The sequence below is a fragment of the Metabacillus litoralis genome (assembly GCF_003667825.1).
In the GTDB taxonomy this organism is placed as follows: Bacteria; Bacillota; Bacilli; order Bacillales; family Bacillaceae; genus Metabacillus; species Metabacillus litoralis_B.
On the sequence record NZ_CP033043.1, the window covers coordinates 2,474,327 to 2,489,961 of the forward strand.

The window sequence follows — 15,635 nt, forward strand, 5'->3', positions numbered from 1 at the left end:
CCCTAATTTTTTATTGATAGTAACTAAGGTATTTAAAAGTCTTTAACTCAAAGAAGGCATTTGCTTTTTTTGGTCTAGAATAAGTTTTAACACTTCTAAATCAAAAGGTTCATCTATATCGATATCAAATTCCCTTCCCATTAAAAATGCCAATTTATTATCATTTAAGCTCGTATTTGAATTAAAATTTTCGTTTATTTTATTTATATAAATTGAACCATTTACCCTATAAATTTTTGGGAAATCTTGTCTCCTAATCGTACTATTAGTGTTTAACAAATTATGCACCACACCGTTGGGATCCAATGTTCTAAATAATACGGGATGCTCTGATACTTCAGTTATACTTACTAAACTCTCCGCATTCTGCAGCACTATATTTTCAATTGCAAGATCTATCTGCTCATTCGTTCTTAACGGTTGTGTAGGTTGTAAGAGGACAATATAGTCAAAATGACTTCCTAATTTATTAAGCTCCTCTAGAGTATGAATTAAGACATCTATCGTTTTGGCAGTATCGTTAGCTAAATTTTCCGGCCTAAGAAATGGAACTTCTGCTCCACATTGAATTGATACATCAGCTATTTTTGAATCATCTGTAGATACGACTATTCTATCGATATACTTTGATTTTTTTGCTGCATCAACTGTATACTGAATTAATGGTTTTCCATTCACATTTATAATATTTTTACCCGGAATTCCTTTGCTTCCACCTCTTGCAGGAATAACAGCCAAAAATGACATATTTTTATACATGAGCTTTTTCACCAGTAAAGTTATAATCTATAAATCTCTTTTGAACATCGAAACTCCAAATATCTCCATCCTCAAGTATAGCTAAAAATTTTTCATCACTTATACCATCTCCAAATTCTTGGCTAAATACTCTGATCCCATCCTGACTATAGGTAGCCTGTAAAATACTATCTTTATCGTCTTCTACATGTAATATGGTTTTATTTTTAATAGAGTCATACCTACCTAATTGTCTAGTTCCAATATCAATAGAAGGGACTCCATAAACACCTGCTTCTCGTATGCCAGCACTTGAATTTCCGATTAAAAAATCACAATGTTTTAATAAAGTTAAGAAATACTCAAAACGCATAGAAGGATACAGTTTGAATCTAGTATTATTTTCTAGTCTTCTATATTCACTTAAGATTATATCGCTGCCTTCATCATTATTTGGATAAATAACTATATAGTTTCTGTTGCTCTCTAGTAGAGCATCTACTAGTTGTTGTACATTCATATGTAGTTTCTCTATCTGAGTGGTCACAGGATGATACATTAAAACAGAAAATTGATCATAATTAATATTATAATGTTCTTTTACTCTTTCAATTGATGGTAAATCATTTGAAAGCATAACATCTATATCTGGTGAACCAATAACAAAGATACTTTCCTCTGGTTCTCCCAACTGAATTATTCTCTTCTTGGCTTCTATATTGCTTACAAAGTGAATATGTGACAGCTTTGTAATGGAATGTCTAATTGATTCATCTATTGTACCTGAGACCTCTCCTCCCTCTATATGAGCAACTTTTATATTATTAAATGCACCAACAATTGCTCCAGCTAGGGCCTCAAGTCTATCACCGTGTACAACAATCAAATCGGGCTGTAATTCATGTACATAATTGCTTAGTCCTAAAATTGTGTTACTTAAAGTCATATCCATTTTAGAGTTTTGTTGTTGGTTAACAAAATGATACTTGTTTCGAAAGCCGTCCTTATCCAATTCCCTCCATGTAGAACCATATTTTGAAAGCATATGCATACCAGTAACAAAAATATAAAGTTCTAGATTCGAACTATTATCTACTTTTCTCATTAAGGACTTTATCTTTCCGTAATCAGCCCTAGTACCTGTTAAAAAAAGAATTTTTTTCATCCAAAAACTCCTATTCTAATTTTTCTGAATTTAACATCATTAATTTGACTAGTTATACAATATCTGCCCAAGAAAGGTGATGATCAACTTGCATATCCTTATTAACTTGTTTACCTAATAGCGATTTATAGCTTTCCGCTTTTATTTCACCTAAACCAGGCCTTTTAACCCATATATTATCCTCTGTAAGGATATCGCCTTGTTTTAGCTCTTTTATTGTTACTATTGTTGCAAATGCAAAATCAGATGTGACCTTTTCTTCTACTGCCGCCTCCTTCTTTCCACCTCTCATTTTAGCTATTTCTGAGCTAGCAGTTATTAATTCTTCTAGGTCTTTTGAATCCATTGAACATAAGATATCTGGCCCTGGCCTATCCTTGGAATCAGTAAAATGTCTCTCTAATATTGATGCTCCAAGAGCTGTCGCTGCTAAAGCAGCATTATTGTTTGCTGTGTGGTCAGATAATCCAATAATTGCATTAGGAAAAACCTTTTGAAGTTCTCCCATACCTCCAAGTCTTACTAGATGTGGTGGGGTTGGATATAGGTTTGTACAGTGCAAAAGTGCATATTGAACTCCTTTTCCTTCAAGAATTTCAACTGTTTTCTTAATACTTTCAATATCGTTCATACCTGTAGAAACAATTATAGGTTTACCGTATGATGCAATATGTTCTATCAGAGGGTAATTATTACATTCACCTGATCCAATTTTGTATGCTAAAACCCCCATTCTCTCAAGTCTTTCAGCAGCTGCTCTAGAAAATGGAGTACTTAGAAAAAGCATACCTAACGACTCAACATACTCCTTTAATTCTGTCTCATCCTCCTCGTTAAGCGCACATCTCTCCATTACCTCATAAATAGATACATCCGTATTTCCTGGTATAACATTTTTAGCTTCTTTACTCATCTCATCTTCAACAATATGAGTTTGATGCTTTATTACCTCTGCTCCAGCACTATGGGCAGCATCTACCATTTGTTTAGCAACTTCTAAACTACCTTCGTGATTAATTCCAATTTCTGCAATTACAAAGGGCTTGAATTCTTCTCCTATTTTTCTACTACCAATTTGAATAAATGGCTTAGGCACTTTATATCCTCCTTATTAATATATAGAATCTAATTATTTTGACAACAGTACCTTTTAGGTGCAGCTTAAATTAATATTTCCTAGACATTTTGGTTGATACGAGTCCTATAATGCCTTATGCAGGTTATTTTCTTTCTCAAAATCTACTTGAACTCCAACAAATTCTCCATTTTCATTAAATAACTCATCAAAGTTTACTCTAGGAAACACCTCTAGCTTCCCACCTCTGGTAGCATTATAGATTTTCACTCCAATTTCATCGCAATACTTTTTAGCAGATAAGTATGCTTCAGTCATTTCATAAATATTTACTGGTGTATTTTTCTTATGTTCAACAGTATTGTAATATTTTTCATCAAAGTGATCATTTCCTAATAGATATTCGTTCAACTCAATTTTTCCGTCTTTCTGCTTGCTGATTCCAAAATTGTGATCAACTCCAAGCAGATAAATATTTTTAAATCCCATATAAGATGCAAGTTGAATATTTGCAAAAGTAACAGTTCCGTGTTGGATCAATTTTTTTGATACATCATGACTAAAGTTGGGCATACCTTTTTCATCTTTTTCATAATAGGATCTTAAAAATACACAGTCCTTTCCAAAATGCTTTTTTAATGATCCATAGCTTGTATTAGAAGCAGCAACAAACATTTTCTTCTTTGACATTTGATATACTTGATCAAAGAATTTGCTAGCTATTAATGAATCTGTAAAAGTGTAATAGTAAGGTCTCCATGCTGTCTTATCTAAAATTAAATTAATTCTATTAGAAGAAAAAGACACCTGATTCTTAATTTTATTTAAATCTTCTGGCGTCAAACTTGGACCATTTCCTATAATGAAGCAACTTTCTCCATTATGTTTCCCCTGATATTGCTTTGCTCTTGTTGACAAAAATCTCATCCTGAAGTTAATCAACAATGGTCTTACCCTTTTCCTGAAAGTCCATGCCCAAAATGAAATTGTATTATTAATTAATCTTTTTATTAGATTTGTCATATTGCACTCCTAATAGTTCATCGAAATCCTTCATCTTAAAAACATCTAGATAAGATACTCGGCTCGCATTAAAAACTTTTCTACCTGCTTCTTCAAATACAAGTTTAGATTTCTCCATTCCTTTATACATTTCATCTGGTGCCTGCCCTGCTCTCTTTTCATCTTTTCTTATGTAGTTTTCGGTAAAATAGATAGGTGAACTCTCTACATTACTAAGAAATGATAAATCTCTCGTCTTAGATACTGCACCTTTAAAATTGTAATCATGTCCTATTAAGTAAACTTCTGAAAATCCCATATAAAAAGCTATTTGCAACATATGATACGATACAGTCCCTGAGGAGTATAAAGATTCCATGATATTTTTTGAGAAAGTACCCCTTTTATCCTTTATGAGATTATTATTAAAATATATATCTGATTTAAATAGGTGTTTATAAATTTTAAGAGTGAACTTATTATCAGACTCAACAAGATTTATATCCTCTACATTCTCTTTCAATACTATAGGATCTACCACCATATAAAATGTTGGTCTCCATGTAGTTTTATTGAATATCTTGTATATTTTGTTTGATGCAAAAGTATATTCACCTGTTAATCTCTCTAAGTCCTCTGGAATTAGACTCGGGCCATTTCCTATAATAAAGCAGCGTTTACCCTTATATCTGTTTTTAAAAAGGAAAATTTTAAAGTTATTCTTGGTTAATGGAATACTCATTTTTGAACAAAAGTTAACAACCTTTGATATTATAAAATTAAAAATATTATAGATTTTAATTAATCTTTTCTTTAACTTATACACCTTTATTCTCCAAATAATAAGGTTTTTGTATTTTTGTTTGACTTGTTTTTGCATCTAAGATTAAGTCAATGAACTCTCGTACAGCTCCGTCTCCACCTTTAACCTTACATACATAATCTACCATTCCAATAACTTCATCTACTGCATCTACTGGGCTAGCTGTAAATGAACAAGCTCTAATACAATCAATATCATTAATATCATCACCTATATAAGCAACATTTTCGTATGATAAGTTGTATCTTTTAGTTACCTTATCCAATATATTTAACTTATCGTCAATTCCCTGATACACCTCTTCAATCTTTAGTTCAGCAGCTCGTTTCAATAAAATCCCAGAGGTCTTTCCTGTAATAATAACTGGAATAATATTGTGTTTATTGATGGTAATTAAACGATAGCCGTCCTTAACATTAAATGCCTTAAATACCTCACCATTGTCACCAACATAAATTTTCCCATCCGTCAGCGTACCATCTACATCCATTACAAGCATTTTTATTTTTGATAAATCCTTTTCTTTTATCATAAGAATATACCCACTCCAATAATATCGTTCACTCTTATAGTACCGCCTAATTTATTACCATTTTTTACGATCGGCAATGCAGAAATGTTGTTTTCTTTCATTAACTTTAGTGCATCCACTGCGAGCATATCAAAATTAATGGAGATTGGTGTTTTTATAAGAACATCATCTATTGATAATTCATAGACATTTACTTCTCTAGTAAGCGTTCTTTTTAAATCACCGTCTGTAAATACACCCATTAATTCATTTTCTTCATTAACTACGTTTAAAATCCCTATTGCTTTGGTACTCATCTCAATGATTGCATCTTTTAGCTTAGTACCAACCATAACAACTGCATTTCTTTCACCTGTATGTGCGATATCACTTACTTTTATTAGTAGTTTCTTCCCAAGGGAACCTGCTGGATGATACAAGGCATAGTTATTTTTTTGAAAACCATAAATTTTGGCTAAACAAACGGCTAACGCATCTCCCAAGACCATTTCAACTGTTGTACTAGATGTTGGTGCAAGGTTCATAGAACAAGCTTCCATAAACCTCGGAAATACGAAAGAATAATCACTGTATCTTACAAGTGTTGAATATTGATTACCAGAGATCCCAATGATGGTTGCTCCTATAAGTTTTATGTTTGGTAGAATTCTAGTTATTTCTTCACTTTCTCCGCTATAGCTAATTGCTATTACAATATCATTTGACGAGATCATCCCTAAATCTCCGTGCTGGGCCTCTGCAGGGTGAAGGAAGAATGACGACGTCCCAAGACTAGATAATGTTGCTGCTATCTTTCTTGAAACATGTCCTGGCTTTCCCATCCCTGTAACAACTACTTTCCCTTTACAGTTAGAAATCAATTCAACTATTTGGACAAACCTTCCATCTAGTGCATCCTTTACTAGATTGATCGCATTTACTTCAGTCTCAAAAACATATCTAGCTTCTGAAAGAATATCTATTTTGTTTCCAATTTTCACTTCAGATAGAGTAGCTATGTTGTTCAACATCGCGCACCGCCTTATATACTTTTATTAATTTTTGTAACATTACCTCAACATCATCAAGTCTTACCATATTCGGACCATCTGACATTGCATTGTCTGGATCTTCATGTACTTCCATAAATAGTACATCTGCACCTACAGCTAAAGCTGCTTTAGCTAATGGTTCTACGTATTCTCTATTACCACCAGTAGACGTAAGATTCCCTCCTGGTTTTTGAACACTGTGAGTCGCATCAAAAACTACTGGATACCCGTACTTTTTCATTTCAATTAGATTTGTCATATCAACGACTAAATTGTTGTAACCAAATGTGTTTCCTCTTTCTGTTAATAGAATTTTTTCATTGCCTGATTCCAAAACCTTTGTGACAACATTTTTCATATCCATTGCAGATAAAAACTGTGCTTTCTTTATGTTAACTGGTAATCCAGTTTGTGCAGCTGCGATTAATAGATCTGTTTGTCTACATAAAAATGCAGGGATTTGTAGCATATCCACAACCTCTGCAACGATTTCTGCTTGATAGGCTTCGTGAATATCGGTTACTACTGGTACATCTAACTCATCCTTAACTTTTTTCAAAATACGTAATCCTTCCTGTAATCCAGGTCCTCTGAACGAATTAACAGACGTTCTGTTCGCTTTATCGAACGATGATTTAAAAATAAAAGGAACCCCTAGCTTCCCTGTAATGTCTTTCATCCTTTTAGCCAAATTCATGACTTGTTCTTCTGACTCAATTACACATGGTCCTGCTATCAGAGTTAACATGTTATGATCTACTTTAATATTACCAACATTAATTGCCTTCATTTTTCATTCTCCCTTCAGATATTTAGAATTTTCACCTATTATTGAATTACTGCTATTTTCCTATTTTTCATCATATATTCTTCAACCTTTTCAATATCTTTAGGTGTATCAACAGATATCGTTTCACAAAGGGCATTTATGTAATAGATGTCCTTTCTGTTTTCAATAAATCTAAAAGAATCGTTTTCCTCAATTTTCTCAATAGGTCCCCTCGGTGTTTCATGGTAGTATTGTAGAGCTTTTTTCGTAAATGCTCCTACACCAACAAATTTCTGGTAGGTATAGTTCATCCCACCCTTAGGGAAAGGTATTGGACTTCGTGATATGAATAAACAAATTCCATCTTTGTTTGTAACTATTTTTAGGTTAGAGGTATCAACTACTTCAACAGGATCAGAAAAATTCGTCATGAGATTTGACACATAAAAACCTTCTTTATTTAAATTGGCAGGAATACATTTTACGATATCTTTTGCTTCTATAACTGGCTCATCACCATTTACCATGACATATAGGTCAGCATCTATGGATTGTGATACTTCAAAAAGTCTTTCAGTTGCTGTATCATGCTCACTGGATGTCATTATGACTTTTGCCCCAAAGCTTTCACATACTGATTTAATTTCTTCACTATCCGTTGCGATATATACCTCATCGAAACAATCTACTTGCTTTGAATGTGTGTAAACCCACCATACCATTGGTTTTCCAAGTATATTGGCTAATGGTTTATTATAAAATCTTGCAGAACCACCTCTTGCTGGTATCACTCCAACTATTCTCATATTGTTACCCTCTCATTCTCAAAAAATATTTTATCAAAATCTACTCTTTCAAAAACTTCTAATTTACCACCGCGTGTTGCGTTGTAAATCTTTATATCGTTTTTATCTGCGTATTTTTTTGCAGCTTTGAATGATCTTGTTGATACTTCAACATTAGGGATATATAGATCTTCTTTGTCTGTATTGTATTCTTTTGTAAAATAGTCTTTTGCTGTCTTATCAATAATTATTTCACCTTTATCATTAATCATTTTACTAAAATTATGATCAACACCTAATAAGTAAATTTCTTTTATGCCCATATATACAGCCATTTGAATAGCGGTGTATGTTACCGTGTTTCCCCAGTAAATTCCTTTAACAATGTCATTAGAGAATTTGGGCTCAACATTTTTATCACTAAATTTGAATATATAGTACTTTGCATTTCTGAATTGTATCTTATAATCTCTTGGAAAGTTTAAAGGGAAAAATTTATTTTCTATTTTAAGGCTATCAATCTCATCTCTACTATTTAAAATCGTTTTATCATCTTCAGAGCAGTAATATGTAGGTCGCCAGTCTGTTTGATCAAATATATAATAAATTCTATTGAAGGCAAAAGTTACTTCATTTTTTAGTCTCTTGAGATCTTCGGTTGTTAGACTAGGACCATTACCGATAATAAAACAACGTTCACTCATATGTATATCTTGTAAAGCTTTAAGATTATTCCCAGTTTTAGTAAATGGAAAGATAACTTCACTAATATATTTATTAGTTTTATAAATAGCTTTTGATAGAGATCTTTTTACAATTTTCATTTTCTAACCAACCTCAATCAGTCTAAATATTTTTTTCATTATCACAGCAGGACTGTAATTTCTTAAAAGTTCACTTTTATCTTCATTTAATTGCTTATAAATATGATTGTCCTCTAATAAGTAAACAATCCCATCAGCTAGTCCTTCTGGCGTTGAATCGACAAGCAGACCATTTTCTTTGTGACGTATAAATTCCTTTGGACCCATAGATTCCGCAACTATTACAGGTGTGTTTAATGCTAATGCCTCTAATACTGTTATAGATAAAGATTCTACAAGTGATGGATGGACGTATATGTTCGCATTTTTAATATAAGGATAAGGATTTGAAATTGAGCCTAAAAGAAAAATATTATTTTCTAAGTTATATTCTTTAATACACCTGGTAATTCTATCTCGTTCTATACCTTCACCTATGAGATACCATTTCACATCAAACCCTTTTTCTACTAATTTTTTACAGGAATGAACACAATTTATCATACCCTTTTCTGGTGATAACCTTCCTACACTTAGTAAAGTAACGTCCTCAGTAAAATTAATATCATTAATTGGTTCATTTGCTTTTTTCTGTATTTCCTCCACATTTATTATATTAGGGATGGTAAGCAGTTTTTTATTAATTCCAGGGATATTATCATTAAGCATCTTTTTACTGCTATCAGATACAGCTATTAGCCTATCAAATCTACTTAAAACTTTGATCCATCGCTTTTGTTGATTTTGAGGTATATCGTATGTTCCATGATGCCACCAGGTTATCTTCTTAGTGCTGTCAACTAAGTATCCGACAAAGTCAGTACATATGCCTACTCGATATGCAATAGCACAATCGTAAGTTTTTTGTAATTTAAAAAGTGGTTTTGCTATCGACAATACCCATGGTCCTAAATTTTTTTCTAGTAAAAAAATCACTCTGAGGCATATAGCGAACCAATTTCGTTCTTTAATATTATCCAGAAAACACTTCTTAATTGGACCAAATGCTTTTGATAAGTCATAATATTTAATATTAACTTCTTTTGGCACCTCACTAGCATAGTCACCAAGATCTTCAAAGAGGATTAGATCCACATCATAAGTGTCAAAATCTATGTTTTTTAAGACATTAAGAAGAGAGTTCTCAACCCCACCTACATTTAAATGACCATTTACGAATAGTACTTTCTTTTTCAATTTATAACCTCTCTAATCGAATAGTTTATCTTTTTCCAATTCTTATCCAAAAAACTTTAATATATCACATTTTAGATTTTGGAATAATCATATAATTGTAAAGTCTAGCCATTTTAAATTTAATAAGCAGAATTGCAACTTTAGTCTTCCAAGATACTTTAGGCATATTAAATCCTATAAATAGTTCAATAACTTTTGGGTGGTTCATTATATTTTTAATACTTATTATTCTGTCTTCTAAATTTTCCGGTGAGTTCTGCCCTATGGTATTTAATGTAAAATACAACAAGTTAACTTTTATTTACCTTGAAAAGTCAAATTCACTTGCATCTCCAAAATACTCCGTTAACCTCTGATTAATTTTCAGGTAAGAATTCCATTTATTTTCATTATAAGTGTTAGTAGTCGAGTTAGGATTGTAAAAATAATTATAGTAATGCTGATTTTTCAAATAATAAAAGTCTTTTGCATGGTACATTACTTTCGATCCGAATAATGAATCCTCACAATAGTGAATATCCTCATCGTAGAGCAAATTGTTTTCCAAGAGGAAATGTAAATTAAATAAACAAACCCAATTTGAAATAGTAGGTGGAAATTCTATATGTTCAAACATAATTAAACATTGGAAAAGTTCGTTCTTTATATCTTCCCGTGAGTAATACCCACCCCGTATAGGTTGTGTTCGCTTGTCTTCGAAATAATCCGATTTTTTTTTATAATCGCACATTATAAAATCCAATTTAAATTCTTCTGCTTTACTTACCATCACTTGAAACATCTCGGGTTCAATCCAATCATCTGAGTCGATGAAACTTACATAGGTTCCTCTGGCCATTTTAATACCATCATTTCTAGCTGCTGCAACTCTTGCATTTTTTTTGTGAATTACTTTTATTCGATGATCTTGTCGAGCATACTCATCACAAATAATTCCCGATTTATCAGTAGAACCATCATTAATTAGAATTATTTCAAAATCCTGGAACCTTTGGTTCAAAACACTATCAACACAGCGGTTTAGGTATTTTTCAACATTATAAACTGGAATTATTACACTAATAGTTGGCAGTATCCTCTCCTCCTCCCATTTAGTATGTTATATCTTTCACATTGTTTGTTTTAATTTATGTTGTGTTGAAAGTAAGCTTCCTCGGTCGATTTTATAGACAATATCACAATTTTGAATGGTACTTAATCGGTGAGCAATTATTATTAGAGTTTTTTCACCCTTAAGCCCATCAATAGCCTTCATGATTTCCATTTCTGTCTCATTATCTAATGCTGAAGTCGCTTCATCCAAGAAGATAATTTCTGGATTATGATACAGTGCTCTGGCAATACCAATACGCTGTCGTTGACCTCCTGAAAGCCTAACACCTCGTTCTCCAACAATGGTATCTAAGCCTTCTGGAAGTGTTTCAGTAAACTCTTTTAGCTGCGCATCTTCTATTGCCTTTTGAACTGCAGTTTCGTCAATGTCACTGTCATCAATTCCAAATGCAATGTTTTTCTTAATCGTTTCATCTGATAAATAAATAGATTGCGGGATATATCCAATTTTACTTTTCCAAATTGGTAAGAGTTCCTTTAGCTCTTTCCCATCAACAGAAACTTTCCCTTTATCTGGTTCTAAAAGTCCGAGTATAATATCTACAATCGTTGTTTTTCCCGCTCCTGATGATCCAACAAAAGCAACTGAACTCCCGATAGGAATTGATAAAGATACATCCTCTATTGAATATTCCTTTTGATTTGGGTATCTAAAATACACGTTTTCTAAGTTAATCGAATGACGAAATGTTTTCCCTTGAATTTCTGATTTCACCCTATTTTGTGAGTCTATATGTGAAAATGTTATATTAGCAGTATCTTGAACTAAGTCATGATAGACGACTGACAAAGCCGGCTGATTAAATCGAATAGACGTTAGCAAAGAAACAATTCTATTAATAGATGGCATCAGTCGAAAAGCCGCCATTGCAAATAATGACATCGTTGAAACTAACTTACTAGTATCAGACCCTTGGAAAACAAGTGTAACCATTGTAATCAAGACTACCGCTACTAACAATGTCTCGATAAAAAACCTTGGTACCTGATCTAAAATATTTTTATAAACAGTATTTCTGGCTAGAATTTGACTATGTTTATCATATGCTTGAACAAAGTAGTTTTCCTTTCCTGATACCTTTACCTCTTTACTTGCCCCTAAGCCTTGATTTACAGATTTGATTACCTCACGATTTACTCTTTGCTCCTCTTTTCCTAAAAAGGAAATTTTCTTGCGGAAGGTTTTGAAAAATATCATGACACTTCCAAGTAACAATAAACCAGCTATAAGGGTTGCTAAAGGTGCTGTATATACTAGTAAAATTAGGATCGATATAATAACTAATGTTTCAGTTAATAATTGAAAACCTGCTAATACAATTCCTCCGAAAACCTTTGACACTTCGCCATTTATATTCCTAAGCAACTCAGCGGAGTTCCTCTGCAAGTGAAATGTATATGGTTTCGTCAAATACTCCTTAAACATTGTTCGAGACAGTTTTACTCTTTGATTAAAGATCACTCTATACTGTACATAGTAAAAGAGTAATAAATAAATATTTTTCAAAACATAGAATGATAATAAAACACCAACAGCGAATAAAATAAAGGCATTCATTGTTTGAAAGTTTAAAAGATCATATGTAGAAGATAAGAATGATTGTTCTTGAACCAAATCAGGATTTGTCACAATTCCAACAAAGGGTATGATTAGTCCAATACCTGCTGTTTCAAATATTGCAGCGATGATCATCATCATAAAGAGTAATAAAAACTTTTTCTTTTCTTTCTTATTAAAAAGAAATCTTAGCTTTCGTATTGTATCTTTCACATTAGTCACACCTCAATAATGTTTATTTACATTGGGCAAATGTAAAAACACCAACTTTTTTGCAAATATTTCACTTTTTGTTCATTATAAAGAACTTAATACTCAAAAAAATATACCTGCGAGAAATCTGTTCTATATATAATACAATAACTCAAAATAAATTCTTATTAAAGAATAAATATTCGACATTTTTTTCGTTTTTAAGAAATTAGCTAATAATCTTATATATCTTTTCTAGCTCAAAGTTATTGCTATAATCTATCCTTTTAATATTGTTTACCAATGTTTCTTTCAAATTATGATTTTGATACAAATCCTCTATTCCTTTTGATAAACCTTGAACACTAAGATCACAAATAACTCCTTCAATGCCATTCTCTAATTGGCTAGAAGCTGTTGGATAATTTGTAATCAGTATTGGTTTTCCTAAAATCTTAGCCTCCGAAACAGTTACAGCCTTTCCTTCATATCTGGATGGTTGTACGTAAAGGTCACATTCCTTTATATATGGATAAGGGTTTGTTTTTTTTCCTAATAGAATAAAACTGTCTTTTAAATTATGTCTAATGATTAAATTTTTCAGTTCTTTCTCATATCCGCCATAACCAATAATGTACCACTTTATATTCGTGAGTCCTTTTTCATGTAAGCGTCCAAGCGCTTCTATTGCCATATCAAATCCTTTAACATAAGATAGTCTACCAACAGAGACGATTTTAAAGGTATTTGCTTCATTTTCAATAACCCTTGGTGTTTCCGCTGCCATTTTCTTAATGAAGTTAGGTGAAGTTATATTTTCTACAACCATCAACTTCTTTTTTAAAGTTGGATAGGTTTCTAGGAAGGAATCTTTGCATGCATCTGATACTGAAGCAATATAATCAAATTGATTCCATACCTTTAAATCTAACTCATTATCAATTTCTAACTTACTATAGTCTGTATGTATCCATGCGATTTTCTTTTTAGCTCTCACCTTATATGCGACAATATCATGTGGCCATGCATAGCTTATCGCTACATCATAATTTTTTTCCAGCCTAGGTAAAAGAATTGAGGAATATTTTTGTGCTAGCTGCATTTGAATATAACCTGATCCTTCCACTAGATTCCTAGACTTAGATTTAATCTCTGCCATATATTTTGCTAACACTCGAGTAAAAGCTAATGAATACTGTTTTTCCTTAATACAGAGAGCAACAGGTTTCCGAAACACACTGTATTTTCCTATTTCAGGCAACACATTTACAGAACTCGGTATAAGGCTCATAAACTCTCCAACATGGTGATAAATTAAAAGATCAACATTATAGTTATAGTAGTCAAAGCTTTCTAACATATTGATTAAGCTTCTTTCAATTCCACCTATCTCCAAATTATATACGGCAATTAATACATTTTTTTTCATTCTTTCCCTCACCTAATTGAAGTATTATCCTTGGACTTTTACTAGCCTATTATAATCATGCTGAATAGGTCGTGTATCTATTTCTCTTTTATTCAAATAGATTGTGTTTGATGGAACATTTCCTTTCACCACACTACCAGCTGCGATGACTACATTATCTCCAATATGTGTATCCCTTAAAATTACTACATTCGAACCTATCCAAACATTCTCACCAATCGTCACTTCACCTCTTATTAAATGGTCAGAAGTATTTTTTTTATAATTATGATCATGATCATTAATACAAACATTTGGAGCAATTTTTGTATTTTGTCCTATCGAAATTCGATTAACACAATTAATCGTGCAATTATCATTAATAAAAACATTGTTATCTAACGTAAGTACTCCATTATAATCTATTCTGAGGCTTGCGTTTTTACGGATGAAGACAAACTTGCCAACTTGAATTCTAGCATTTTTATTGAAAATTTCTATTTTACTATTAGACTGTAAAGAAAATATAGTTGATTTTATGTTTTTAAAATAGAGGAGCTTGAATAGCATTCCTCTAAAAATTCCAAACAAATGGGAGATATTCATAAAAAACGTAATCATAATACCACGTTTTTTACTCTCAGCAACTAGAGTCTTAACTATCTTTATTATCACATTCACCATGCCCCTTATTACTTTTCACTCACAATTTTTCGTAATTTTGCAATATTGTGACCGCCTATTAATCTTGAAAGGTATGTTTTTATTTTCCCCTTTATTCTCACCCTGAGCGGCAACCAACTCTTATAAAAATGATGCATGGCATATGTATGTTCTGTTAAAAAGCTTTGACAATTAATATAATCATACGGAGAAAAATAGGTTTGAGGGTAAAAAACACCCATCCCTTCAATCTCCTGATGCTTACCATTAGTTTTAAGTCCCAAGCTCTCAAGCAACCTCGTAATAAAGACTACATTTGTTAAACTGTTTACTGTACCGTCTTCATTAAGAAACTTCTTATCCTTATACGAATCAAGAAATTGCTCAATTAATATATTTCCTTTTTGTGCTCCAATTGTACTTGTTGCAACATAGTTTTCTTGCTCAAACCCCCAGAAGGAAGGATGGTGTAATAAATCATTAAATGACTTATACACTTCTACATCTGTATCTAAATATATACCTCCGTAGTGATATAATGCATGCACTCTTACATAATCGCTGACAAATGCGAATTTTCCTGAAGCGTATGCTTCTTTTACATATGAATTTATGCTTATATCAAAATTCGTTTCGTTCCATTCCACAATCTCATAATCTGATAAATGCTTCTGCCAGCTCGCAATACATCTTTTAACAATTTCAGGCTTTTCTTTCCCACCAAACCAACAGTAATGAATAGTTTTGGGAATATCCTTTGTAGAGTTCATTTGTCTCCCTC

At 32.2% G+C, this 15,635-nt stretch carries 16 protein-coding genes; all 16 read right to left on the reverse strand.

Annotated elements, in window-relative coordinates; genetic code table 11:
• Nucleotides 1–42: 42 nt before the first annotated feature.
• The 16 genes from D9842_RS12305 to D9842_RS12385 all read right to left on the reverse strand — a co-directional run bounded on the left by D9842_RS12305 (nt 43) and on the right by D9842_RS12385 (nt 15,624).
• A complete protein-coding gene (locus tag D9842_RS12305; protein WP_121662789.1) occupies nt 43–759 on the reverse strand; it encodes an acylneuraminate cytidylyltransferase family protein in 717 nt (238 codons plus the stop codon).
• Nucleotides 752–1,903: a UDP-N-acetylglucosamine 2-epimerase gene (gene neuC, locus D9842_RS12310; RefSeq protein ID WP_121662790.1), complete on the reverse strand. Its 1,152-nt coding sequence runs from the start codon at nt 1,901–1,903 to the stop codon at nt 752–754. Before neuC ends, D9842_RS12305 begins: the two co-directional genes overlap by 8 nt.
• Nucleotides 1,904–1,955: 52 nt before the next feature.
• A complete protein-coding gene (locus D9842_RS12315; protein ID WP_121662791.1) occupies nt 1,956–2,999 on the reverse strand; it encodes an N-acetylneuraminate synthase family protein in 1,044 nt (347 codons plus the stop codon).
• Nucleotides 3,000–3,104: 105 nt separating this feature from the next.
• A complete protein-coding gene (locus D9842_RS12320; protein ID WP_121662792.1) occupies nt 3,105–4,001 on the reverse strand; it encodes a 6-hydroxymethylpterin diphosphokinase MptE-like protein in 897 nt (298 codons plus the stop codon).
• On the reverse strand, nt 3,973–4,806 hold the full coding sequence (locus tag D9842_RS12325) for a 6-hydroxymethylpterin diphosphokinase MptE-like protein (protein ID WP_162987413.1): 834 nt from the start codon (nt 4,804–4,806) through the stop codon (nt 3,973–3,975). The genes D9842_RS12320 and D9842_RS12325 overlap by 29 nt, the downstream gene beginning before the upstream one ends.
• The gene (locus tag D9842_RS12330) at nt 4,799–5,335 is read right to left on the reverse strand and encodes a KdsC family phosphatase (RefSeq protein WP_121662794.1); all 537 of its coding nucleotides are present in this window, start codon (nt 5,333–5,335) and stop codon (nt 4,799–4,801) included. The genes D9842_RS12325 and D9842_RS12330 overlap by 8 nt, the downstream gene beginning before the upstream one ends.
• The gene (locus tag D9842_RS12335; protein WP_121662795.1) at nt 5,332–6,345 is read right to left on the reverse strand and encodes a KpsF/GutQ family sugar-phosphate isomerase; all 1,014 of its coding nucleotides are present in this window, start codon (nt 6,343–6,345) and stop codon (nt 5,332–5,334) included. The genes D9842_RS12330 and D9842_RS12335 overlap by 4 nt, the downstream gene beginning before the upstream one ends.
• Nucleotides 6,317–7,156, reverse strand: a complete 840-nt coding sequence (kdsA, locus tag D9842_RS12340; protein ID WP_121662796.1) for a 3-deoxy-8-phosphooctulonate synthase — start codon at nt 7,154–7,156, stop codon at nt 6,317–6,319. The genes D9842_RS12335 and kdsA overlap by 29 nt, the downstream gene beginning before the upstream one ends.
• 38 nt (nt 7,157–7,194) lie before the next feature.
• Complete coding sequence (locus D9842_RS12345) at nt 7,195–7,941, reverse strand: 3-deoxy-manno-octulosonate cytidylyltransferase (protein ID WP_121662797.1); 747 nt, start codon at nt 7,939–7,941, stop codon at nt 7,195–7,197.
• Entirely contained in the window at nt 7,938–8,744 is an 807-nt protein-coding gene (locus D9842_RS12350; protein WP_121662798.1) for a 6-hydroxymethylpterin diphosphokinase MptE-like protein, read from the reverse strand. The genes D9842_RS12345 and D9842_RS12350 overlap by 4 nt, the downstream gene beginning before the upstream one ends.
• Before the next feature lie 3 nt (nt 8,745–8,747).
• Nucleotides 8,748–9,920, reverse strand: coding sequence for a glycosyltransferase (locus D9842_RS12355; RefSeq protein WP_121662799.1), 1,173 nt, complete (start codon nt 9,918–9,920; stop codon nt 8,748–8,750).
• Between the two features lie 301 nt (nt 9,921–10,221).
• Nucleotides 10,222–10,995: a glycosyltransferase family 2 protein gene (locus D9842_RS12365; RefSeq protein WP_121662801.1), complete on the reverse strand. Its 774-nt coding sequence runs from the start codon at nt 10,993–10,995 to the stop codon at nt 10,222–10,224.
• A 33-nt stretch (nt 10,996–11,028) separates the two neighbouring features.
• Complete coding sequence (locus D9842_RS12370; protein ID WP_121662802.1) at nt 11,029–12,804, reverse strand: ABC transporter ATP-binding protein; 1,776 nt, start codon at nt 12,802–12,804, stop codon at nt 11,029–11,031.
• A gap of 208 nt (nt 12,805–13,012) precedes the next feature.
• Nucleotides 13,013–14,212, reverse strand: a complete 1,200-nt coding sequence (locus D9842_RS12375; protein WP_121662803.1) for a glycosyltransferase — start codon at nt 14,210–14,212, stop codon at nt 13,013–13,015.
• Between the two features lie 24 nt (nt 14,213–14,236).
• Nucleotides 14,237–14,875, reverse strand: coding sequence for an acyltransferase (locus D9842_RS12380; RefSeq protein ID WP_121662804.1), 639 nt, complete (start codon nt 14,873–14,875; stop codon nt 14,237–14,239).
• An 8-nt stretch (nt 14,876–14,883) separates the two neighbouring features.
• Nucleotides 14,884–15,624 carry a glycosyltransferase family 32 protein gene (locus D9842_RS12385; RefSeq protein WP_121662805.1) on the reverse strand — a complete coding sequence of 247 codons (741 nt, stop codon included), beginning with the start codon at nt 15,622–15,624 and terminating at the stop codon, nt 14,884–14,886.
• Between the last annotated feature and the right edge of the window lie 11 nt (nt 15,625–15,635).

What these genes read in the sequence shown, in the direction of transcription:
- D9842_RS12305 (WP_121662789.1), bottom strand. Translation starts at nt 759, where the DNA reads ATGTATAAAAATATGTCATTTTTGGCTGTTATTCCTGCAAGAGGTGGA.
- D9842_RS12330 (WP_121662794.1), bottom strand. Translation starts at nt 5,335, where the DNA reads ATGATAAAAGAAAAGGATTTATCAAAAATAAAAATGCTTGTAATGGAT.
- D9842_RS12350 (WP_121662798.1), bottom strand. Translation starts at nt 8,744, where the DNA reads ATGAAAATTGTAAAAAGATCTCTATCAAAAGCTATTTATAAAACTAAT.
- D9842_RS12320 (WP_121662792.1), bottom strand. Translation starts at nt 4,001, where the DNA reads ATGACAAATCTAATAAAAAGATTAATTAATAATACAATTTCATTTTGG.
- D9842_RS12380 (WP_121662804.1), bottom strand. Translation starts at nt 14,875, where the DNA reads ATGGTGAATGTGATAATAAAGATAGTTAAGACTCTAGTTGCTGAGAGT.
- D9842_RS12375 (WP_121662803.1), bottom strand. Translation starts at nt 14,212, where the DNA reads ATGAAAAAAAATGTATTAATTGCCGTATATAATTTGGAGATAGGTGGA.
- D9842_RS12335 (WP_121662795.1), bottom strand. Translation starts at nt 6,345, where the DNA reads ATGTTGAACAACATAGCTACTCTATCTGAAGTGAAAATTGGAAACAAA.
- D9842_RS12385 (WP_121662805.1), bottom strand. Translation starts at nt 15,624, where the DNA reads ATGAACTCTACAAAGGATATTCCCAAAACTATTCATTACTGTTGGTTT.
- kdsA (WP_121662796.1), bottom strand. Translation starts at nt 7,156, where the DNA reads ATGAAGGCAATTAATGTTGGTAATATTAAAGTAGATCATAACATGTTA.
- D9842_RS12345 (WP_121662797.1), bottom strand. Translation starts at nt 7,941, where the DNA reads ATGAGAATAGTTGGAGTGATACCAGCAAGAGGTGGTTCTGCAAGATTT.
- neuC (WP_121662790.1), bottom strand. Translation starts at nt 1,903, where the DNA reads ATGAAAAAAATTCTTTTTTTAACAGGTACTAGGGCTGATTACGGAAAG.